General features: G+C 55.5%; 16 protein-coding genes. 14 read left to right on the forward strand and 2 right to left on the reverse strand.

The genetic code is table 11. The features are described 5' to 3' along the window. Positions 1 to 3: 3 nt before the first annotated feature. The 14 genes from R70723_RS27015 to R70723_RS27080 all read left to right on the forward strand — a co-directional run bounded on the left by R70723_RS27015 (position 4) and on the right by R70723_RS27080 (position 13,442). Positions 4 to 369 (forward strand): Na-translocating system protein MpsC family protein, encoded by a 366-nt coding sequence (locus R70723_RS27015; protein ID WP_052421491.1) that lies wholly within the window; start codon positions 4 to 6, stop codon positions 367 to 369. Between the two features lie 258 nt (positions 370 to 627). Beyond that, positions 628 to 1,182: a UbiX family flavin prenyltransferase gene (locus R70723_RS27020; RefSeq protein WP_039877123.1), complete on the forward strand. Its 555-nt coding sequence runs from the start codon at positions 628 to 630 to the stop codon at positions 1,180 to 1,182. Further along, entirely contained in the window at positions 1,182 to 2,525 is a 1,344-nt protein-coding gene (locus R70723_RS27025; RefSeq protein WP_039877125.1) for a UbiD family decarboxylase, read from the forward strand. The genes R70723_RS27020 and R70723_RS27025 overlap by 1 nt, the downstream gene beginning before the upstream one ends. Before the next feature lie 1,098 nt (positions 2,526 to 3,623). Then, a complete protein-coding gene (locus tag R70723_RS27030; protein ID WP_197071816.1) occupies positions 3,624 to 3,893 on the forward strand; it encodes a BMC domain-containing protein in 270 nt (89 codons plus the stop codon). A 40-nt stretch (positions 3,894 to 3,933) separates the two neighbouring features. Further along, positions 3,934 to 5,019, forward strand: coding sequence for a hypothetical protein (locus tag R70723_RS27035; protein WP_039877131.1), 1,086 nt, complete (start codon positions 3,934 to 3,936; stop codon positions 5,017 to 5,019). Between the two features lie 48 nt (positions 5,020 to 5,067). Continuing rightward, complete coding sequence (locus R70723_RS34335; protein ID WP_063837775.1) at positions 5,068 to 5,556, forward strand: BMC domain-containing protein; 489 nt, start codon at positions 5,068 to 5,070, stop codon at positions 5,554 to 5,556. 88 nt (positions 5,557 to 5,644) lie between these two features. Beyond that, a complete protein-coding gene (locus R70723_RS27045) occupies positions 5,645 to 5,926 on the forward strand; it encodes a BMC domain-containing protein (protein ID WP_019908484.1) in 282 nt (93 codons plus the stop codon). Positions 5,927 to 5,934: 8 nt separating this feature from the next. Next, the gene (locus R70723_RS27050; RefSeq protein WP_039877137.1) at positions 5,935 to 6,675 is read left to right on the forward strand and encodes a hypothetical protein; all 741 of its coding nucleotides are present in this window, start codon (positions 5,935 to 5,937) and stop codon (positions 6,673 to 6,675) included. Between the two features lie 33 nt (positions 6,676 to 6,708). Continuing rightward, positions 6,709 to 6,990, forward strand: a complete 282-nt coding sequence (locus tag R70723_RS27055) for a EutN/CcmL family microcompartment protein (protein WP_039877138.1) — start codon at positions 6,709 to 6,711, stop codon at positions 6,988 to 6,990. A 3-nt stretch (positions 6,991 to 6,993) separates the two neighbouring features. Continuing rightward, complete coding sequence (locus R70723_RS27060) at positions 6,994 to 8,808, forward strand: adenine deaminase (RefSeq protein ID WP_039877140.1); 1,815 nt, start codon at positions 6,994 to 6,996, stop codon at positions 8,806 to 8,808. Positions 8,809 to 8,935: 127 nt separating this feature from the next. Then, positions 8,936 to 9,619, forward strand: coding sequence for a cyclase family protein (locus R70723_RS27065; protein ID WP_039877142.1), 684 nt, complete (start codon positions 8,936 to 8,938; stop codon positions 9,617 to 9,619). Between the two features lie 21 nt (positions 9,620 to 9,640). Beyond that, on the forward strand, positions 9,641 to 10,246 hold the full coding sequence (locus R70723_RS27070; RefSeq protein ID WP_231574786.1) for a DUF1989 domain-containing protein: 606 nt from the start codon (positions 9,641 to 9,643) through the stop codon (positions 10,244 to 10,246). Between the two features lie 173 nt (positions 10,247 to 10,419). Further along, positions 10,420 to 12,651, forward strand: a complete 2,232-nt coding sequence (locus R70723_RS27075) for an AraC family transcriptional regulator (protein WP_039877145.1) — start codon at positions 10,420 to 10,422, stop codon at positions 12,649 to 12,651. Between the two features lie 185 nt (positions 12,652 to 12,836). Further along, positions 12,837 to 13,442 carry a class I SAM-dependent methyltransferase gene (locus R70723_RS27080; RefSeq protein WP_039877147.1) on the forward strand — a complete coding sequence of 202 codons (606 nt, stop codon included), beginning with the start codon at positions 12,837 to 12,839 and terminating at the stop codon, positions 13,440 to 13,442. Positions 13,443 to 13,929: 487 nt separating this feature from the next. Here R70723_RS27080 and R70723_RS27090 read toward each other — a convergent pair whose 3' ends face one another. Both R70723_RS27090 and R70723_RS27095 read right to left on the reverse strand, forming a co-directional pair. Beyond that, positions 13,930 to 15,543 carry an extracellular solute-binding protein gene (locus tag R70723_RS27090; RefSeq protein ID WP_039877152.1) on the reverse strand — a complete coding sequence of 538 codons (1,614 nt, stop codon included), beginning with the start codon at positions 15,541 to 15,543 and terminating at the stop codon, positions 13,930 to 13,932. A gap of 102 nt (positions 15,544 to 15,645) precedes the next feature. Then, positions 15,646 to 16,539: a carbohydrate ABC transporter permease gene (locus R70723_RS27095; protein WP_039877154.1), complete on the reverse strand. Its 894-nt coding sequence runs from the start codon at positions 16,537 to 16,539 to the stop codon at positions 15,646 to 15,648. Positions 16,540 to 16,550 lie beyond the last annotated feature (11 nt).

Consider the following 16,550-nt stretch of genomic DNA (forward strand, 5'->3'; position numbering starts at 1 on the left):
TTCTTGAACGTCTCTCTGCTGCTCTCCTCCAATGAATATAAGAAGAAGCTGTCCCGCTGCTATAACGAGGTCCATAAGGAGCTGTACGGCGTCGGGGTAACCCAGCTCCGGCTGGAGGCTGCCAACGATACGATGATCATGTTCCTCGTGAAGCATCAGCGGGTTGCCGCCTTGCGCGCCCTGGAGGAGCATTATCCCGAGCTTAAGCAGTCCGTGGATGCTGCGCTGCACCAGGAATTCAAACGGCGCATCCAGAAGAAGCTGACTGAAGAGCTTGAGCTGCCGGTTGCGGGCGTACTCAGGGATTACGATCCCCAGACTGCCTGGGCCTGTACTGTTGTAATCTGTGATACCGGGGCTGAACAATGATGCAGGATTTATCTTGCGGATTTCCGGCTGCCGCTATCGTTCAAGAAGCTATTGTAAGATAAATGAATGGACTTCATGTCAGGCTGCATTTCGGTTTATCCTGATGCGCCGCACGTATACTAAGGCTCGCCCTATATCTGTTTACAGATTGCCGGAAGCCGTTGATTAGAGGACTCTCTCTATTTCAGCGGCTTCTTTTTGTTATACACAAGTGAAAACATGGATAATCAAGCTCTCTGCTAAAGGAGATTGCCGCTTATGCGAATTGTAGTAGCTATCACGGGAGCCAGCGGCTCCATCTACGGATATTCCCTGATCCGCAGCCTGCACCAGCTTGGTGTGGAGGTCTATATCATCGCTACCGGTGCCGGGGAAAATGTGCTCGGTTACGAATGCGGTATCAAGCTGCAGGAGCTGGAGCAGTACGGAACGGTGCTGTCTAACACAGACCTGTTCGCTCCCGTAGCCAGCGGTTCATTCAAAACGGACGGGATGGTCATCATCCCCTGCTCGATGAATACGCTTGGCGCGATCGCGAACGGCATGGGTGACACCCTGCTGAACCGGGCTGCCAGCGTCGTACTGAAGGAACGGCGCCGTCTGGTCATCGTCCCGCGTGAGACACCGCTGCATCTGATCCATCTGGAGAATATGCTGCGGCTGGCCCGGGCGGGTGCAGACATTGTGCCCGCCTCTCCCGGCTTCTATAATCACCCGACCGAAATCTGGGAGCTGGTCAATTTTATGAATGCCAGGGTGCTGGATGCGTTCGGCATTGAGCACCCGCTGATGAAAAGATGGGGGGAAAGCTAATGGCAGCCGTCAATATCAGGCAACTGCTTCACCGCTGGGAGCCTGGCGGAGAGCTGCTGCGGATCCGCCGCGAGGTTGACCCACGCTTCGAGCTTGGCGCTGTGGCCAAGGCTGTCCGCGGCAGGCAGCCGCTGCTGTTCGAGAAGGTCAAAGGCTACACCGGACCGATGGCCGTTGGCCTCGGCGGCTCCAAGGAGCTGATTGCTGACAGCATGGATATGGCTCCGGAGGAGCTGCTGCCCAGGCTGATAGCTGCGATCGTCCAGCCTACACCAACCCGGCTGGTGCAGCAGGCTCCGGTGCAGGAGCAGGTCATCACCAGCCGGATCAGTCTGAAGGAGCTTTTCCCGGTCTGTACGTACCATGCGGAGGACAGCGGCGCTTATTACGTCTCCGGCGTAATGGTCGTCAAGGGCGAGGACGGCCGCAAGCTTTACACCTCCATCCGGCGGATGCAGCTGCTGGACGGGAACCGGACCGGCATCCTGATCTCATCGCCGGAGCTGTTCCAGCAGTATAGGGATTCCGAGGCGCGCGGCGAGCCGCTGGAGTGTGCCTTTATGTTCGGGGTGGTCCCGGCAGTGGTGCTGGCTTCGCAGATCAGCACCCATCTCTTCCACACCGACAAGCTGGAGGTGGCCTCCACCCTGCTCGGCCAGCCGCTGGAGATCGTCCGGTGCCGGACGGTCGATCTGGAGGTGCTGGCGGAGGCCGAGGTTGTGTTCGAGGGCCGGATTTTGCCCGGGGTGCGTCAGCCGGAGGGTCCGTTCGGCGAGCTGGGCGGCTATTACGGGCTGCGGACAGAGCAGCCGGTGGTCGAAATCTCGGCCGTCACCCACCGCAGCGGGCCTATCTGGCAGACCATTCTGCCGGCCAGCTATGAGGAGAAGCTGCCGATGGCTATCGCCCGGGAGGTCGCATTGCTCGGCTCGGTCCGCCAGGTCGTGCCGGGGGTGCAGGCCGTGCACATCACCATGGGCGGAGTCGGACGCTATCATGCCGTCCTCCAGATCCGCAAGGTTCAGGAGGGCGACGGGAAAACAGCGCTGCTGGCCGCTTTTGCCGGGGATAAGGATCTCAAGCATGCCGTGGTGGTCGATGAGGATGTCAATCTGCTGGAACCGCTCGATGTCGAGTGGGCCATCGCCACCCGGGTACAGGCCGACCTCGACCTGTTCATTGTGCCGGGAGCCAAAGGCTCACCGCTCGAGCCCTCGCACAATCTGCGCGGCGTATCCGCCAAAATGGGCATCGACGCCACCTGCCCCCTCGCCCACCGGGAACAATACCGGAGAACCCATATTCCGGGGCAGGATGAAATCCGGCTGGCGGATTATTTGTAGGTATGGGGCGGATAACACCGTTAGCCTTGATACCTTGCTAGCTTTGACGCTTGTTAGAATGGACTCTTTGTTAACATCGGCAGCTCATCAGCACCCGCCTCCTTTTCTCAGGAATAGATGCAGCTTATGCAACTAAAAGCAGCTTCTATCCCTCTCTGCACCTGACAGCTGTAATCCGTACAACTAAAAGTGCCCGATTTAGCCAAAACGAGCCTTTCACAGAAGTTTAGTTGTACGCAATACACTTAAAGCGGCGCGGGGCGAAAAAAACGGCCTTTTAGTTGTATGGAGTGCAATTATGCTGAGTTAGTGTTGATGCTGAGCGCTGAACTGCTGTTGAGTTGCGTTGTTTTGATGCTGAGTGTGTGTGGCTGTTGAGCTGGAGCTGAGATACTGTGAGTTCGCATTGAGGTGCTGTTAAGTAACGTTGTTTTGCTGCTGGGCGTGTGGGGTTGTTGAGCTGGAGCTGAGATACTGCTGAGTTCGCGTTGAGGTGCTGTTGAGTAACGTTGTTTTGCTGCTGGGCGCGAGGGTCTGTTGAGCTGGAGCTGAGATACTGCTGAGTTCGCGTTGAGGTGCTGTTGAGTAACGTTGTTTTGCTGCTGGGCGCGAGGGTCTGTTGAGCTGGAGCTGAGATACTGCTGAGTTCGCGTTGAGGACCTGTTGAGTAACATTGTTTTGCTGCTGGGCGTGCGAGGCTGTTTAGTAACGTTGTTTTACCGCTGAGCGTTGAGTTTCTTCTTACTAAATTTAATTCTGCGGTCCATCACCGGCTGAATTAAGTGGAATTTTGTCATCTATTTTCTGGTAATCCCCGGGATAAGAAGTATTAGTGGTAAAAACGCCACTTAATTATCCCGTTTTAGCCCCAATAGGGGCTTGCAGTCAAAATTAAATATCTTTTATCCAACTAATGATAAGAAATTCTGAAAATCAGAAGAATTAAGTGCCGAAAATCCAACTAAATGCTGCGGACTACCCGTTCCGGTAAAGTCTTAGATATTCTCCTCAAATCCGTCGCCCCTTCTCATCCAAGAGGCTAAATTAACAGGCTCATATATCAGGCGTTAGTTACGCCTCAATACTTATAGGAGGTGGATCATGCAAGCAATCGGCTTGATTGAAACACGCGGCCTGACCCCGGCTCTGGAAGCGCTGGATGCCATGTGCAAAGCCGCCAATGTGCGGATGGCCGGCTTCAAGCGGGTCGGCTCCGGCCTGATTACCGTTATCGTCGAAGGGGATGTCGCAGCAGTAACTGCCGCTGTGGATGCCGGCCTTGCTGCTTATTCAAAAACCGGCGGACAGTTAATGTCATCTAATGTTATTCCGCGCCCGCATGCCGATCTCGCCAGAATGCTCCTTTAACCCGCAAGCAGCATTGAAGTCATCAGGGAGGTGATTACCCTTGTCCAGCTTTATGAAAGATGTTGTGGCCGAAGTGCTGCAGCGGAACCGCACTCCGGCTCCGGCAGGTCCGGCAACTCCTGTAGCATCTGCCGTCAGCTGCACTGCTGACAGCAAAAAAAACTGCACGCATACCTGCTCCACTCCAGGGAATTGCCCTAAGCCGGAGCTAGCCCTTCCGCTTAAACGGATCAATTACCAGAAGGAGCAGGCAGCCAGGCGGCTGGCCTCAATTGCCGCCGAAGCAGCTGCCGCTATCGGCAATGTGCAGCAGCGCCCCCCAGGCGGCGCCAGCTTAGCTAGTGCCGCTGGAACAGCAGGACCTTCGCTGCCGGCAGCAGACTCGACCTTCCCGCCTGTCAATGAGCCGCAGGGGCAGGGACGCCAGTTCGCAGAGCAGTACCTGTCTCCGCTGCTCCAGCGCACGTTAGCCCGGCCGGATCAGCAGAATAACAGCTCTCCGGGCAGCGCGCCCGCGCGATCCTTCGTCCCGGAAGAAGCGCAGGACCCGCGGGAGCCTGTCCGCCTCCCTGCTGCAGACATGGAGGTCTGGCTGTTCCCCCTCATCCGCGATGATCTCCGCCCGCTGCTCGGCAGCCCGGGCCAGAACTACAGCGCAGCCGGGGTCATCAGCGCTCCCTCCTGCCATCCCGGCCAGCTGTTCGCCGCCGAAGAGCTGCTCCCGCAGGACTCCGGCCTGGAGGCCGATATCAACTGGAGCGCGGACGGCGGCAGCTTTGAGCTTAAGCTGTTCGGCCTGGATCACCAGCTGGTCGCGGATAAGCTTAAACAGCTTACCGCCCGGATGCAGGACGGTGCTAATTCAGCCGTCCGGGTCTGGATCAGCCGGGAGCCCGGCCGGCTGCTGCGCCGCTATTTCAGCGGCGGTCCGCAGGAAGCCATTGCGGTAGTAGCAGGCTCCTCCCGCTGGAACAGCATTGGCAGCGCCGAGCAGTGGCTGCAGCGCAATCCCGGCTCCGGCCTGCGCTTACGTCTAGAGCGCGGCTACTGCATTCTTAGCGGCACAGCAGAGCAGATATCAGCGTCCGCGCCGGGGCTTACCAACTTATCTGCTCCAAGCAGATGAGCTTAACCACTGCCAGACAACGGATCAACGTACAAGGAGGCACTTTTCATGCAAGCACTTGGTTTAATCGAGACGCTGGGGTTCACCACTGCCGTCTCTGCGGCAGATGCTGCACTCAAAGCAGCGGATGTTCAGCTCGTCGCCGTTGAGAAGGTAATCGGAGTCGGTGGCTCACTGGGTGTCACTCTGCATTTCAGCGGCGATGTCGCTGCTGTAACAGCATCCGTTGAAGCCGGCAAAGCAGAGGGCCAGCGGATTGGTGCAGTGGTATCCGCCCATGTCATTGCCAAGGCGCACAGTGATGTGACCGGCAAGATACTTGGCAATTACCTGCTGCCTGAGGATAGGACTGCACGGGCTGCTGATGGTGTTTCGGTTATCAAGACTACCACTACTACTACAACCGCTCCTATTGCTTCTATTCTTCCTGCCGATTCTGCTGCTGCTTCTGCTTCTTCTGCTCCTGTCTCTTCTACCGCCCTGGCTGAAGCAGACGGAGCATCAAAACCAAAGAATACAGATGATTCACCGGATTAACCTAATTAAATCAGTTTCGTTTCTGCAATTTAAATATTAATTTAATCGTTTCTGAAATTTAAATCTTAATTTAACGGAGGTTATTCACATGGGAGAATCACTCGGCTTGATCGAAACAAAAGGTCTGGTAGGCGCAATTGAAGCGGCGGATGCAATGGTGAAGGCAGCTAATGTGGAGATTTGCGGCTACGAAAAAATCGGTTTCGGTCTCGTAACCGTAATGGTCCGGGGCGATGTCGGTGCAGTAAAGGCCGCAACCGATGCAGGCGCCGCCGCTGCCAAGCGTGTCGGGGAGCTGGTGTCGGTGCATGTCATTCCGCGTCCGCACAGCGAAGTTGAGCGCGCCCTACTGTCCAAGGGCATTGAATAATTAAGGCCATGGACAGCCGGCATAGTACGGTTGCAGCCAATACCCTGCTCAGCCTGGCCTACCGGTCCAGGGAGCAGGAGCTGAACAAGGACTTCCCCCGTGTCCTAATTCTGCTAACCGGCAATTTCATCGGTATGGAGGAAGGCTTTACCGCCATCCGCCAGCTGGAGCGTTCCAGGATGAGGCTTAAGCTTGCAGCAGATGAGCAGCTTCTCCAGAATTACACAGCTCAGCAGCTGGCGGAAAAAACAGGAATCGACGATATCGCCACCTCCGCTGCGCTCCGCTCACTTGCACCGGAGGCTGCTGATCTTCTGTTCATTCCGGTTCTCTCACTCCCCCTGCTATCCCGCTTATGTATGCTGGATGCCGGTGATCCTTATGTGGAGCTGATTATCCGCTTCATCTGTGCAGGCAGGCCTGCCGGGACACTAACCCTGGGAGCGAACCCCGGACATTACCGCTGGGGGGAGCAAGGCCTGCTGCATGCCCCTCCCGGGCTACAAGCAGCCCTGAAGCATAAGCTGGACGCTATCGAAGACTTCGGTATAACCCTGCTTGAGCCGGATCAGGTGAACCATTGGATTACCTCCGCACAGTCACGGCTACACAAGCAGGTGCTCACCGCAGAGGATATTCAGGACGCAGTAAGCCTTGGCCGAACGTCGATCAGACCGTCAGTCCAGGCTGTAATCACTCCGCTTGCCGCAGATCTAGCCAGACAGCATGGCATCGAGATTATCCTTTAGATTCAACCATCAAGTATACGAGGTGACAATCACATGAAGCTGGGAATCATTACGGGGCATGTCGTGGCAACGAGAAAAGATGACAATCTCATCGGCGCCAAGCTGCTCATCGTTCAGCCGATTCTGCCCGACCTTACAACGGCCGGTCAGCCCATCATCGCCGTAGATACCGTAGGCGCGGGAATCGGCGAGACGATCCTTTATGCGGTGGGCAGCGTGGCCTCAAGAGCAGCACAGCAGCCGAATGCCCCGGTTGATGCCGCGATTGTCGGAATCGTGGACAGTATAGATTGCGCCAAGGCAGGAGGGATATAACAGATGATCACTACTGAGTTAAAAGATGCCATTCACCGCCGGGGGATGATTGATGTGCTGCTCTCCGGCAGCGCTTATGCCGACCTGGTGCTGAAGGGCGGCTTCATTATCAACGTCATTACCCGGGAGATTTATCCCGGCGATGTTGCCGTTAAAGGCGACCGGATTCTGCTTGTCGGTCAGGCCGATAAGCTTATCGGGCCTGCTACAGTTGTCGAAGACGTGAGCGGCAAGTTTATAAGCCCCGGCTTCATCGATTCCCACATGCATTTTGAAAGTGCAATGCTGACGGTTACGGAGTTCTCGAAGCTGTCCATTCCTACAGGAACAACCACCCTGGTAGCCGACCCGCATGAAATCGGCAACGTCCTGGGTGTGCCCGGCATGAAAGCTATGATTGATGAGGCGCGCACCCTGCCTAACCGCGTTCTGTTCACCGTCCCTTGTCTCACTCCCGATGTGCCCGGCCTGGAAACCGCAGGCGCAGATATCACCTCCCAGGATATGCAGGACCTGCTGAGCGATGATTATGTGCAGGGCATCGGTGAGCTGCAGGGCTTCAGCAACGTCCATCCGGTGTACAACAACGCACCTTATCTGATAGATGATCTGCTGGCTTCCGTCTCTTATGCCAAATCCATCGGCAAAACCATTGAAGGCAACGCCCCCGGCCTGTCCGGCCCGGAGCTGGCGGCCCACATTATCTGCGGCGGAGGCCATGTCTCCTGCCACGAGACAACAACCAAGGAAGAAATGATGGAGAAGCTGCGTTACGGGGTCAGCGTGTTCATGCGTGAGGGCTCCTCGCAGCGCAATATGGCTGAATGCATCCGCGCCATTACCGAGGAAGGAATGGACTCCCGGCGCGCCATCCTCGTCTCCGACGATATGGTCCCTGAGGACCTGCTAAAGTACGGGCATATGAACGACATTGTCCGCCGGACGATCGCCGTAGGCATTGATCCGGTTGAAGCCATCCAGATGGTTACGATTAACCCGGCCACTCATTTCGGCTTCCAGGATATCGGACTGCTTGCTCCCGGCAAAAAAGCCGACATCGCCGTTATCAGCGATCTGGCGCAAATGACCGTTGCCCAGGTATATATCGGCGGAGTCAAACTCGCCGAGAACGGTGAACTCACCCGTGACATCCCGTCTTACATTTATCCCGAATCCGTCAAAAAGTCGGTCAAGCGGAAACCGGTCAGGCTGGAAGATTTGCAGCTCTCCTCCGGCGGAGCACACGGCAGTGTCCGGGTCCGCGCCATCGAGGTGATCCCGGACCAGAACCTGACCGGAGCCGGCATCTACACCGCTTCAGTCAAAGACGGTGTCGTACAGCCCTCGGTCGAAAATGACCTCCTGCCCCTGCTCGTCGTCGAGCGGCATGGCCGCAGCGGCAAGATCGGTAAAACCTTTGTCCGCGGCATGAAGCTGAAGGCCGGAGCCATCGCTGAAAGCGTGGCCCACGACACCCACAACATCATTGTCACCGGCACCAATTACGCCGATATGGTAACCGCGGTCAACCGGGTTATTGCCATGGACGGCGGGATCGCAATGATTGAGGGCGGCAAGGTGGTCGGTGATCTGCCGCTGCGGATCGGCGGCCTAATGACCGACGAGCTGACCGGCAAAGAGATGAGCGCGCGAATTACCGGGCTGCATCGGCTGGCCCGTGAGGAGCTGGGCTGTACGCTGCATGTACCGTTCATGCACCTCTCCTTCCTCTCGCTCGTCACCAGCCCGGCGTGGAAAATCACCGACATCGGCCTGATCGATGCGGATGCCTTCACGGTACTGCCGCCGCTGGCCTGACCGGCAATGAGCTTTCACTGCTTACCATCTCTGCTCTAAAAGCAGCGCTTCCCCCGCCGGTAACGGAACCGGAACCGGCTTACTAAACTCATCGCATTGCCACAACAAACAAAAGGAGGCCTCTTCCATGGGAATCCAGGTAATCGATCTGTCCCAGGAAATCTATCAGGGGATGCCGGTATTTCCGCCGCATCAGAAGACGATGATATTTCCAAATATGAGCCATGAAGAGAGCCGGCGGAAGCTCGGCTTCGAGTTCGCCACCAACAATCTGCTCATCAACGAGCATGGCCCGACCCACAGCGATGCCATCTATGAATATGACCCGCAGGGGGCGACGATCGATGAGATGCCGCTGGAGTATTTTTACGGCCCGGCTATCTGCCTTGACCTCTCCCATATTTCACCGGATGCCTATATTACCCGCAGCGATTTGGAGCTGGCACTAAGCAGAGGCTATCTTCACCTCGACAAAGGCGATATCGTGCTGCTCTACACCGGCCACTATAACCGTGCGTATGGTACCGGCGAATGGCTTACCCGCTATACAGGGCTGGATTACGGTGCGGCCGAGTGGCTGGCGAAGCAGGGCGTTGTCAACATCGGCATTGATGCACCGTCGATTGACAATCCGCTGGACACCACCTTTGCCGGACATCTGATCTGCCGTGAATACAGGCTGACCAACACCGAGAACCTGTGCAACCTCGACCAAATCGCGCAGAAGCGCTTCCTCTACTTCGGGCTCCCGCTCAAAATCCGCAAAGGCACCGGCTCCCCCATCCGGGCTGTCGCAGTATTCATTGAATAAATAATGAAGCAGGTGAAGCAGATGAGAAACGGAACGTTAATCGAGGAAATACGGGTGCCGGCTTACGAGGGCAGAAGCGCACTGGTACGAAAGGGGCAGACACTCTATATTATCGACGTGGAGGGTAAGCAGGTCGGCGATTTTGTCTGCTTCAATGCCATGGACCCGGATGAGCACGTCTCTCCCGTTCATATGCGGGCTTCACTGAGCAGCATCCGGCTCAAAACAGGCGACGGCCTGTACAGTAACCGGCGGCAGCCGCTGATGCAGCTGACTCAGGATACGGTGGGACGGCATGACTTCTTTTTTCCGGCGTGTGATTATTACCGCTATAAGATTGATTTCGGGCTGGAGGAGCATCCGAACTGCCATGATAACCTGCAGCAGGCACTGCAGAAATATGGCCTGGGGAACAGGGAGCTGCCCGATCCGATTAACTGGTTCATGAACAATAAGCTGGACGACAATCTCGACTATATCATTGAAGAGCCGCTCTCGAGGCCCGGTGATTATATTGCCCTCCTCGCTCTGACGGATGTGATAGTCGCCCTCTCCTCCTGCTCGCAGGATCTGGCTCCGGTCAACGGGTTCAAGGTTACGCCGCTGCTGATGCAGATTACGGGGTAGTTGCTTTTGTACAGGAATATCACTTTTGTTCACTCCCCCGGAATTCCGGTTTGTGCACGGTTGTCAGCTTGCTGCACTGTTCTGTTCACCCTGTGAAGCTTATACTTATTACTGTGAACAATACAGATGCAGCCCTGGCTGCCAGAACACAGAATGAATTCAGGGGGATGACAATGAGACTGAACAAGCTCAGCAGCCGGAGAGCGCTGTACAGCCGGATATTGGTCAGCATGACGCTTTGCGTATCCTTAACCTTCCTTGCCTCCACCATCATTTATTACAACTACTACATCGGCGTAGAGAAAACCCAGGCCTTCCGCTCCGACCTCAGCAACCTCACCCAGACCAGCAAAGAGGTTGTGAACATGAATGAGGCTGCACAATCCCTTTCTTTTCAAATTTACCGCAACAGCACTATCTCCAAAATCGTCCTCTACGACAAGCCCGACATCTACGACGTCACCGCCGCCATGTCCGAGCTCGGGAATTATCTAAGCTCCATGCCGTACATTGAGTCCATCTATGTCTATAATCCGAAAAGCGCCAAGCTATACATTGCCTCCTCCCACGGCCAGAATGGTGTTTTTACCGAGCGTGAGCTGGTGGATAAGGGCATTCTCGATATTTTGAACCATTATGAGGAATACAAGCCGTTTACACCGATTCCCCGCGTCTACTCGAACGGCGCCAAGGAGAGTGACCAGGTCCGGGCCTATACTTTTCTGTGCTATGACGCCATCGGCTGGGACCGTTCCATCAATTCAGCAGTCATTGTTAACATCTCCGCGCCCTGGATCAACAAGGAGATCAACACTCCGGCAGATTCTGAAAGCGCTACCTTTATTCTGTCTGACAACGGGACCTTTCTGTCCGGCAACAGTCTGGAGCAGCAGGAGCTGGGTCCTGAAGAAGCAGTGTGGGTGAGGCAAAAGATCAAGGGTGATGCTGAGGGCTATTTTATCGGAACCTTTGCAGGTGTTAATTCGCTGATCTCCTATACCGCACCGGATGCCCTAAGCTGGCAGTATGTGCGGATCACGCCGTATGACATCATCACCAGACAGACGGACAGCATCCGTAATGCCACTCTGCTGATCGCCGCCCTCATTCTCATCGGGGGGATCGGATTATCCTGGCTCACCTCAAGGACACTGTATCTGCCGATCAGCCGGATTGTTAAGGAGATGAATATTCTGGAGTCCGAGAAACGGGACAGCATGTTCATGATCAGGCAAAATACAATGCGCGATCTCGTTCTCGGCCTGAAGCCGCTGCAGTCGATTCAGCAGATGGAGAAGCTGAGACAGCTTGGCATCCATTTTACTTTTAATGATGACTACCGGATGATCCTGCTGCGTATCGATAATTACAAAGAGCTGCGGGATGAGCGCTCCTCCTACCTGCTGGCTTACAAATTCGCAATTATGAATATCGCCTCGGAAATCTGCGGCACGACCTACCGCGTCGAGACTGTGGATATGAATGATGACGGCATCCTGGTGCTCCTGAACATCGTTGATCCTAGCGAATACACCGACACCGGACTGATCGAGACGCTCCTGCGCCAGCTTCAGCAGGCCTGCTCCGATTATCTGAAGATCAGCCTCACACCCACCTACAGCCATATCGACCGGAACGCCCAGCAGCTGCACCAGCTTTATAAGCAGGTTAAGGATGCGTCGAACCACCGGCTGTTTTATGGACATGGATGTATCATAGCAGCGCAGTCTATAAGTGCACTTCAGGCTCAAACGTACCATTATCCGACGGAAAAAGAAAAACGTCTCGCCGACGCGCTCATGTGCGGCAAGGCCGATGAAGCAATGGAGCATTTCAGCTCCATTATCCGTGAGACACAAGACTATCCCTTCCATACCGTACAGCTTGCCGTGTCGAGACTCAGTGTGACGATAAAAGAAATTATCAGCACCGTCCAGAAACGCAACCGCCTGCAAAGCGGCAATACATCCGCTCTGCCTGCCCTGGATTCCGTAGAAACGGTCACCGAGCTGGAAGAGGCCTTCTCCGCCGTATTCCGTGAAATGCGTGAGCAGCTGTCCGAGAAAAAAAATACCAAGCAGCATGATCTGATCCGCCTGATCAACCAAAAGATCGCGGACAACTACCGGGAGCCGAATCTCAGCCTCAACCAGATTGCCGATGAGCTGGATATGTCGCCGATCTATATCAGCCGCCTCTACAAGCAGCAGACCCTGAACAGCATCGTCGATGTGATCCTGGAGGTGCGGATGCGCGAGGTATGCAGCCTGCTGGAAAATACCGACCTGCCGGTAACCGTCATCGCCGAGCGCTGCGGCTTCACCAGCAGCTCCTATCTGCACCGGATGTTCAAGCGCAGCTTCGGCACGACCCCGAGCGATTACCGGCGCTCTAAACATGCATAATGAGGCTGGCAGCTTGCAAAGCTGTTAACTATAACCCATTCCTTTACACCGGCGATAATGGACACAGCCAACTGCTGACCCTATTACTTACTGGGCCAGGTCTGGAGTGTAACCAACGTTATAGCCGTCCAGCTCTTTCTGCCGCACAATAAATGCAACTAATATTGGAACGGGGTGACTGGCAAGTGGAAAAGCAGAAGCTGATCCGGATCTTCGACAAGCAGGCTGCCCGGTACGGCAACCAACGGGAAGATGCCCGGCAGACACGCTGGCGCCGCCAGCTCATAGGCTGTGCCGAGGGCGAGGTTCTTGAGCTGGCCGTAGGGGCAGGCGCCAATTTTCCGTATTATCCTCCGGGCATCCGGCTTACCGCAGCAGATTTCAGCACGGGAATGCTGGAGAAGGCCAGACAGGCGGCAGCCCATTACCGGATGAACAGCAGCTTCATCTGCTCAGACATAGAAGAGCTGAGCTTCCCTGATCATTCGTTCGATACCATCGTATCGACCTTATCCTTCTGCAGCTACGCCCGCCCGCTGCCGGTACTGCAGCGCCTCGGCCGCTGGTGCAGACCCGGCGGGCAAATCCTGCTCATGGAGCATGGTATCAGCACGAGCCCGGCCCTTTCCCTGGCCCTCAGAGCACTTAACCCCCTGCTCTACCGGATTTACGGCTGCCACCATACCCGCGACATACTTGGGCTGGTCCGTGAGTCCGGCCTGACCATCAACAAGGTGGAGAGCCACTGGCAGGGGATGGTGCACCTGATTTGGGCCAGTCCTCAGAAGTAATCGTAGATTGGCTGTTTGTCTCTGAGCTGCCCGCATTCCCTTACAAACATTATCCTCTGCTCACTTTCTGACGCATCTCATACCACCTCCAACCAGGCTCCCCCATCCCCAGCCACACCAACTTTCCCAAAGCCAGCCTCCATATCTACCGGAGGCTGGCTTTTCCTGCTGCTCCCCCTCTCCCTGCCCCGGAGGCTGTTGGCTGGCGGGCTTTGCTGCCTTGCGGTCCTAAAGAGCTTGTATCCACCATTAAGGTGAGGAGCAGCGGAAGGGAAGTTTGGAACTGGAGGAGCGGGAGCGTCCGCCTTTATATTTGGATTTCTACCGCGTCCAGCGGTTTCAATCAGGAAATCCAAATATAACAGCGGCCGGAAGTCCAAACATTCCCTGGAGTTGCGTAACCACCCAAATGCCCCTCTACAAGCTCTCTCCCTCCCCCCGGCAACAAAAAAGCCCCAAAAGCCATTGGCCTCCGGGGCATCCTCCACTATTTAATACCTTTTTCAGCCACGTACGCATTCCACTGCTTCGTCCACTCCGCCTGGATCTTCTCCAGACCAGCCTGTTTGGCCTTCTGCAGGAAGGTATCCAGACCCTTGTCGATGTCCTCGACAAGCCCGGCCTGCAGCGGGAAGAGGTATTGCTTCTCCACCTGCTCCAGCGCCGCTTTTTCCGCCTGGTAGGAGGAGTAGTCTTCCGCAAAGCCAAGGAACAAGTCCGGCTTCTGGATTTTGTCCAGCTCATCAAAGATCGCCTTCACCCCGTCGAAGCCCTGGTCAAACAGCATGTACTCCGGATTCCGCCAGGCCCAGCCGTTCATTCCTTCGCGGGAGAAGCCGTTGCTGGTGCTGGTGCCGACCAGCTTGTAATAGCCGTTCTCAACGGTGTAGTTCTTGCCCTCGATCCCGTACTGGGTCAGCAGATTGTAGCGTTTGTCGAGTACCAGCTTCTCATAGAAGGCCAGTGCGCGTTCCGGATTCTTGCTGCTCTTCGGAATCGCAAAACCGTTATGAATCGGATGCACAGGCGTAGCATAACCGGTAGTCAGACCGAACGGGGAATAGGCCAGCTCCCACTCGGGATGAGTCGTGCTGATCTTCATCTTCATGTCATTGTAGCGGGTCGGGTTATCCCCGAACATGCTGGCTGCTTTGCCGGAAGTAATCGGGTCCTGCATCGTGTCCTTGATGTTCAGCACGTTTTTCGGGATAAAGCCTTTGTCCGCCCAGCGCTTCATCGTTTTCAGCTCTTCTTTTTGCTCATCGGAGCCCCAGTAGGAGTAGACGGTAGTCGGGGATTCATATTTCACGCCCATGCCGTAAGGGAGCGCACCGACCATTTTGTTAAGCTCGGTATAAATGTAGTGGAGATTATTGCCGATATCACTGTTCAGGGACATTGGCATCAGATCCGGCTCGTTCGCGGCAATGCCGTCCATGTAAGCCTCATAGCTGGCCAGATCCTTTGGCACCGGCAGATCATATTTCTTGCGCAGATCCTCGCGGTATACGAAGCCGTTGGTCACATACTCCTTGTATGTGGCAGGTACCGTGTAGATTTTGCCGTCTACCTTTACATCCTCCCACATCGATTCCGGGACAAACTTTTGCAGCTCAGGAGCAGCCTTAGGCAGCAGGTCGTCTATCGCCAGGAAGGCACCGCGTTTTGCATACGATTGATATTGGGTCCAGTCCGCCGTAAAAATCAGATCAATCGCCTGCCCGGAGGACAGCAGCAGCTTGTATTTCTGATCCCAGTCCGTCCAGCTGGTATAGTTGAACTTGACGGTGGCGTTCAGCTCTTCCTGCGCCATTTTGTTGATTTCGTCCTGGATGACCGGCAGATCCTTCGGCGCATCCCCGAGCATATAGAACTGAAGCTCCACCTTCTTGGACGTGTCGATACCGGTCTCTGCCGGGGCTGCTGTACTGGCGCTTTCTGTTGCCGCAGGGGTACCCGCATTGCCGCCCTCTCCGCTGCTGTTTGCCCCGTTTGCACTGTTGCCGCCATTGCTGTTGCCTCCGCAGCCTGCAAGGAGCGATAAGGCCAGCGCCGCCGTTGTAAGCGTAACCAGAGATCTTCGGCCTGCTTTCTTTGTCATCATGAACCCTCCTAAAAGTTTTGTTCTCCTGATTTACAAACTTCCCTTTATGTCAGCCGGACAACAGGCACACCCTTGAAGAGCGTGCTCCACTATTCGGTTCTAACCTTTTACAGCCCCGATCGTCAAGCCTTTTACGAAATAGCGCTGGATGAACGGGTACAGGAACAGAATCGGTCCGGTAACCACAATGGCCATGGCCATCTTGGTGGATTCCGTCGGCAGGTCACTGCCCAGGCTGACCCCGGTGCCCGCGCCCATGTTGGCGATAAACGCCGCCGAGTTGATGACATTGTACAGATGGAACTGCAGCTGATATTTATGCGGATCATTGATGAACAGTGAGGAGGAGAACCAGTCATTCCAGTAGGCCAGTGCGAGGAACAGGCCCACCGTGGCAATGCCGGGCATCGACAGCTGGAGCACAATGCGCCAGTAGATCCGGAAATCGCCGGCCCCGTCGATTTTGGCCGATTCGAACAGCTCCTCGGGAACCGCCGAACGGATAAAGTTTTTCATCAGGATAATCAGGAACGGAGTCATCAGCCCCGGAAAAATCAGCGCACCATACGAATCCGTCAGATGCAGATATTTAGTAATCATGATGTACCAGGGCACCAGCCCCCCGCCGAACAGCGTCGTAAAGTAGATATAGAAGGAGAACGTATTACGGTATTTAAAATCCTTGCGGGCCAGCACATACCCGGCCATTGTCATAAAAAACAGCCCTGTCAGCGTACCCGTCACCGTCGTAAACAGCGTAACCCCGTAGGCCCGCAGCACCTCATCCGGGAAGGTGAACACCGTTTTGTAGCCCTCCAGCGAAAACTCCGCCGGGATCAGATGATAGCCATCCTTGATGATCGACTCATTGGCTGTCAGGGAGGCGGATATAATCAGCAGAAACGGTATCAGGCAGGCCAGCGAGCCGAGAATAATGACCGCGTACGCCAATCCCTGCAGCAGCCTTGTATAAGGATCGTCTTTAATATGCATACTCCTTCTCC

The organism is Paenibacillus sp. FSL R7-0273, assembly GCF_000758625.1.
In the GTDB taxonomy this organism is placed as follows: domain Bacteria; phylum Bacillota; class Bacilli; order Paenibacillales; family Paenibacillaceae; genus Paenibacillus_AQ.

Bases quoted from the DNA above. Each gene is read 5' to 3' on its own strand.
- R70723_RS27020 (WP_039877123.1), top strand. From the start codon at position 628: ATGCGAATTGTAGTAGCTATCACGGGAGCCAGCGGCTCCATCTACGGA.
- R70723_RS27025 (WP_039877125.1), top strand. From the start codon at position 1,182: ATGGCAGCCGTCAATATCAGGCAACTGCTTCACCGCTGGGAGCCTGGC.
- R70723_RS34335 (WP_063837775.1), top strand. From the start codon at position 5,068: ATGCAAGCACTTGGTTTAATCGAGACGCTGGGGTTCACCACTGCCGTC.
- R70723_RS27045 (WP_019908484.1), top strand. From the start codon at position 5,645: ATGGGAGAATCACTCGGCTTGATCGAAACAAAAGGTCTGGTAGGCGCA.
- R70723_RS27050 (WP_039877137.1), top strand. From the start codon at position 5,935: ATGGACAGCCGGCATAGTACGGTTGCAGCCAATACCCTGCTCAGCCTG.
- R70723_RS27055 (WP_039877138.1), top strand. From the start codon at position 6,709: ATGAAGCTGGGAATCATTACGGGGCATGTCGTGGCAACGAGAAAAGAT.
- R70723_RS27060 (WP_039877140.1), top strand. From the start codon at position 6,994: ATGATCACTACTGAGTTAAAAGATGCCATTCACCGCCGGGGGATGATT.
- R70723_RS27065 (WP_039877142.1), top strand. From the start codon at position 8,936: ATGGGAATCCAGGTAATCGATCTGTCCCAGGAAATCTATCAGGGGATG.
- R70723_RS27070 (WP_231574786.1), top strand. From the start codon at position 9,641: ATGAGAAACGGAACGTTAATCGAGGAAATACGGGTGCCGGCTTACGAG.
- R70723_RS27075 (WP_039877145.1), top strand. From the start codon at position 10,420: ATGAGACTGAACAAGCTCAGCAGCCGGAGAGCGCTGTACAGCCGGATA.
- R70723_RS27090 (WP_039877152.1), bottom strand. From the start codon at position 15,543: ATGACAAAGAAAGCAGGCCGAAGATCTCTGGTTACGCTTACAACGGCG.
- R70723_RS27095 (WP_039877154.1), bottom strand. From the start codon at position 16,539: ATGCATATTAAAGACGATCCTTATACAAGGCTGCTGCAGGGATTGGCG.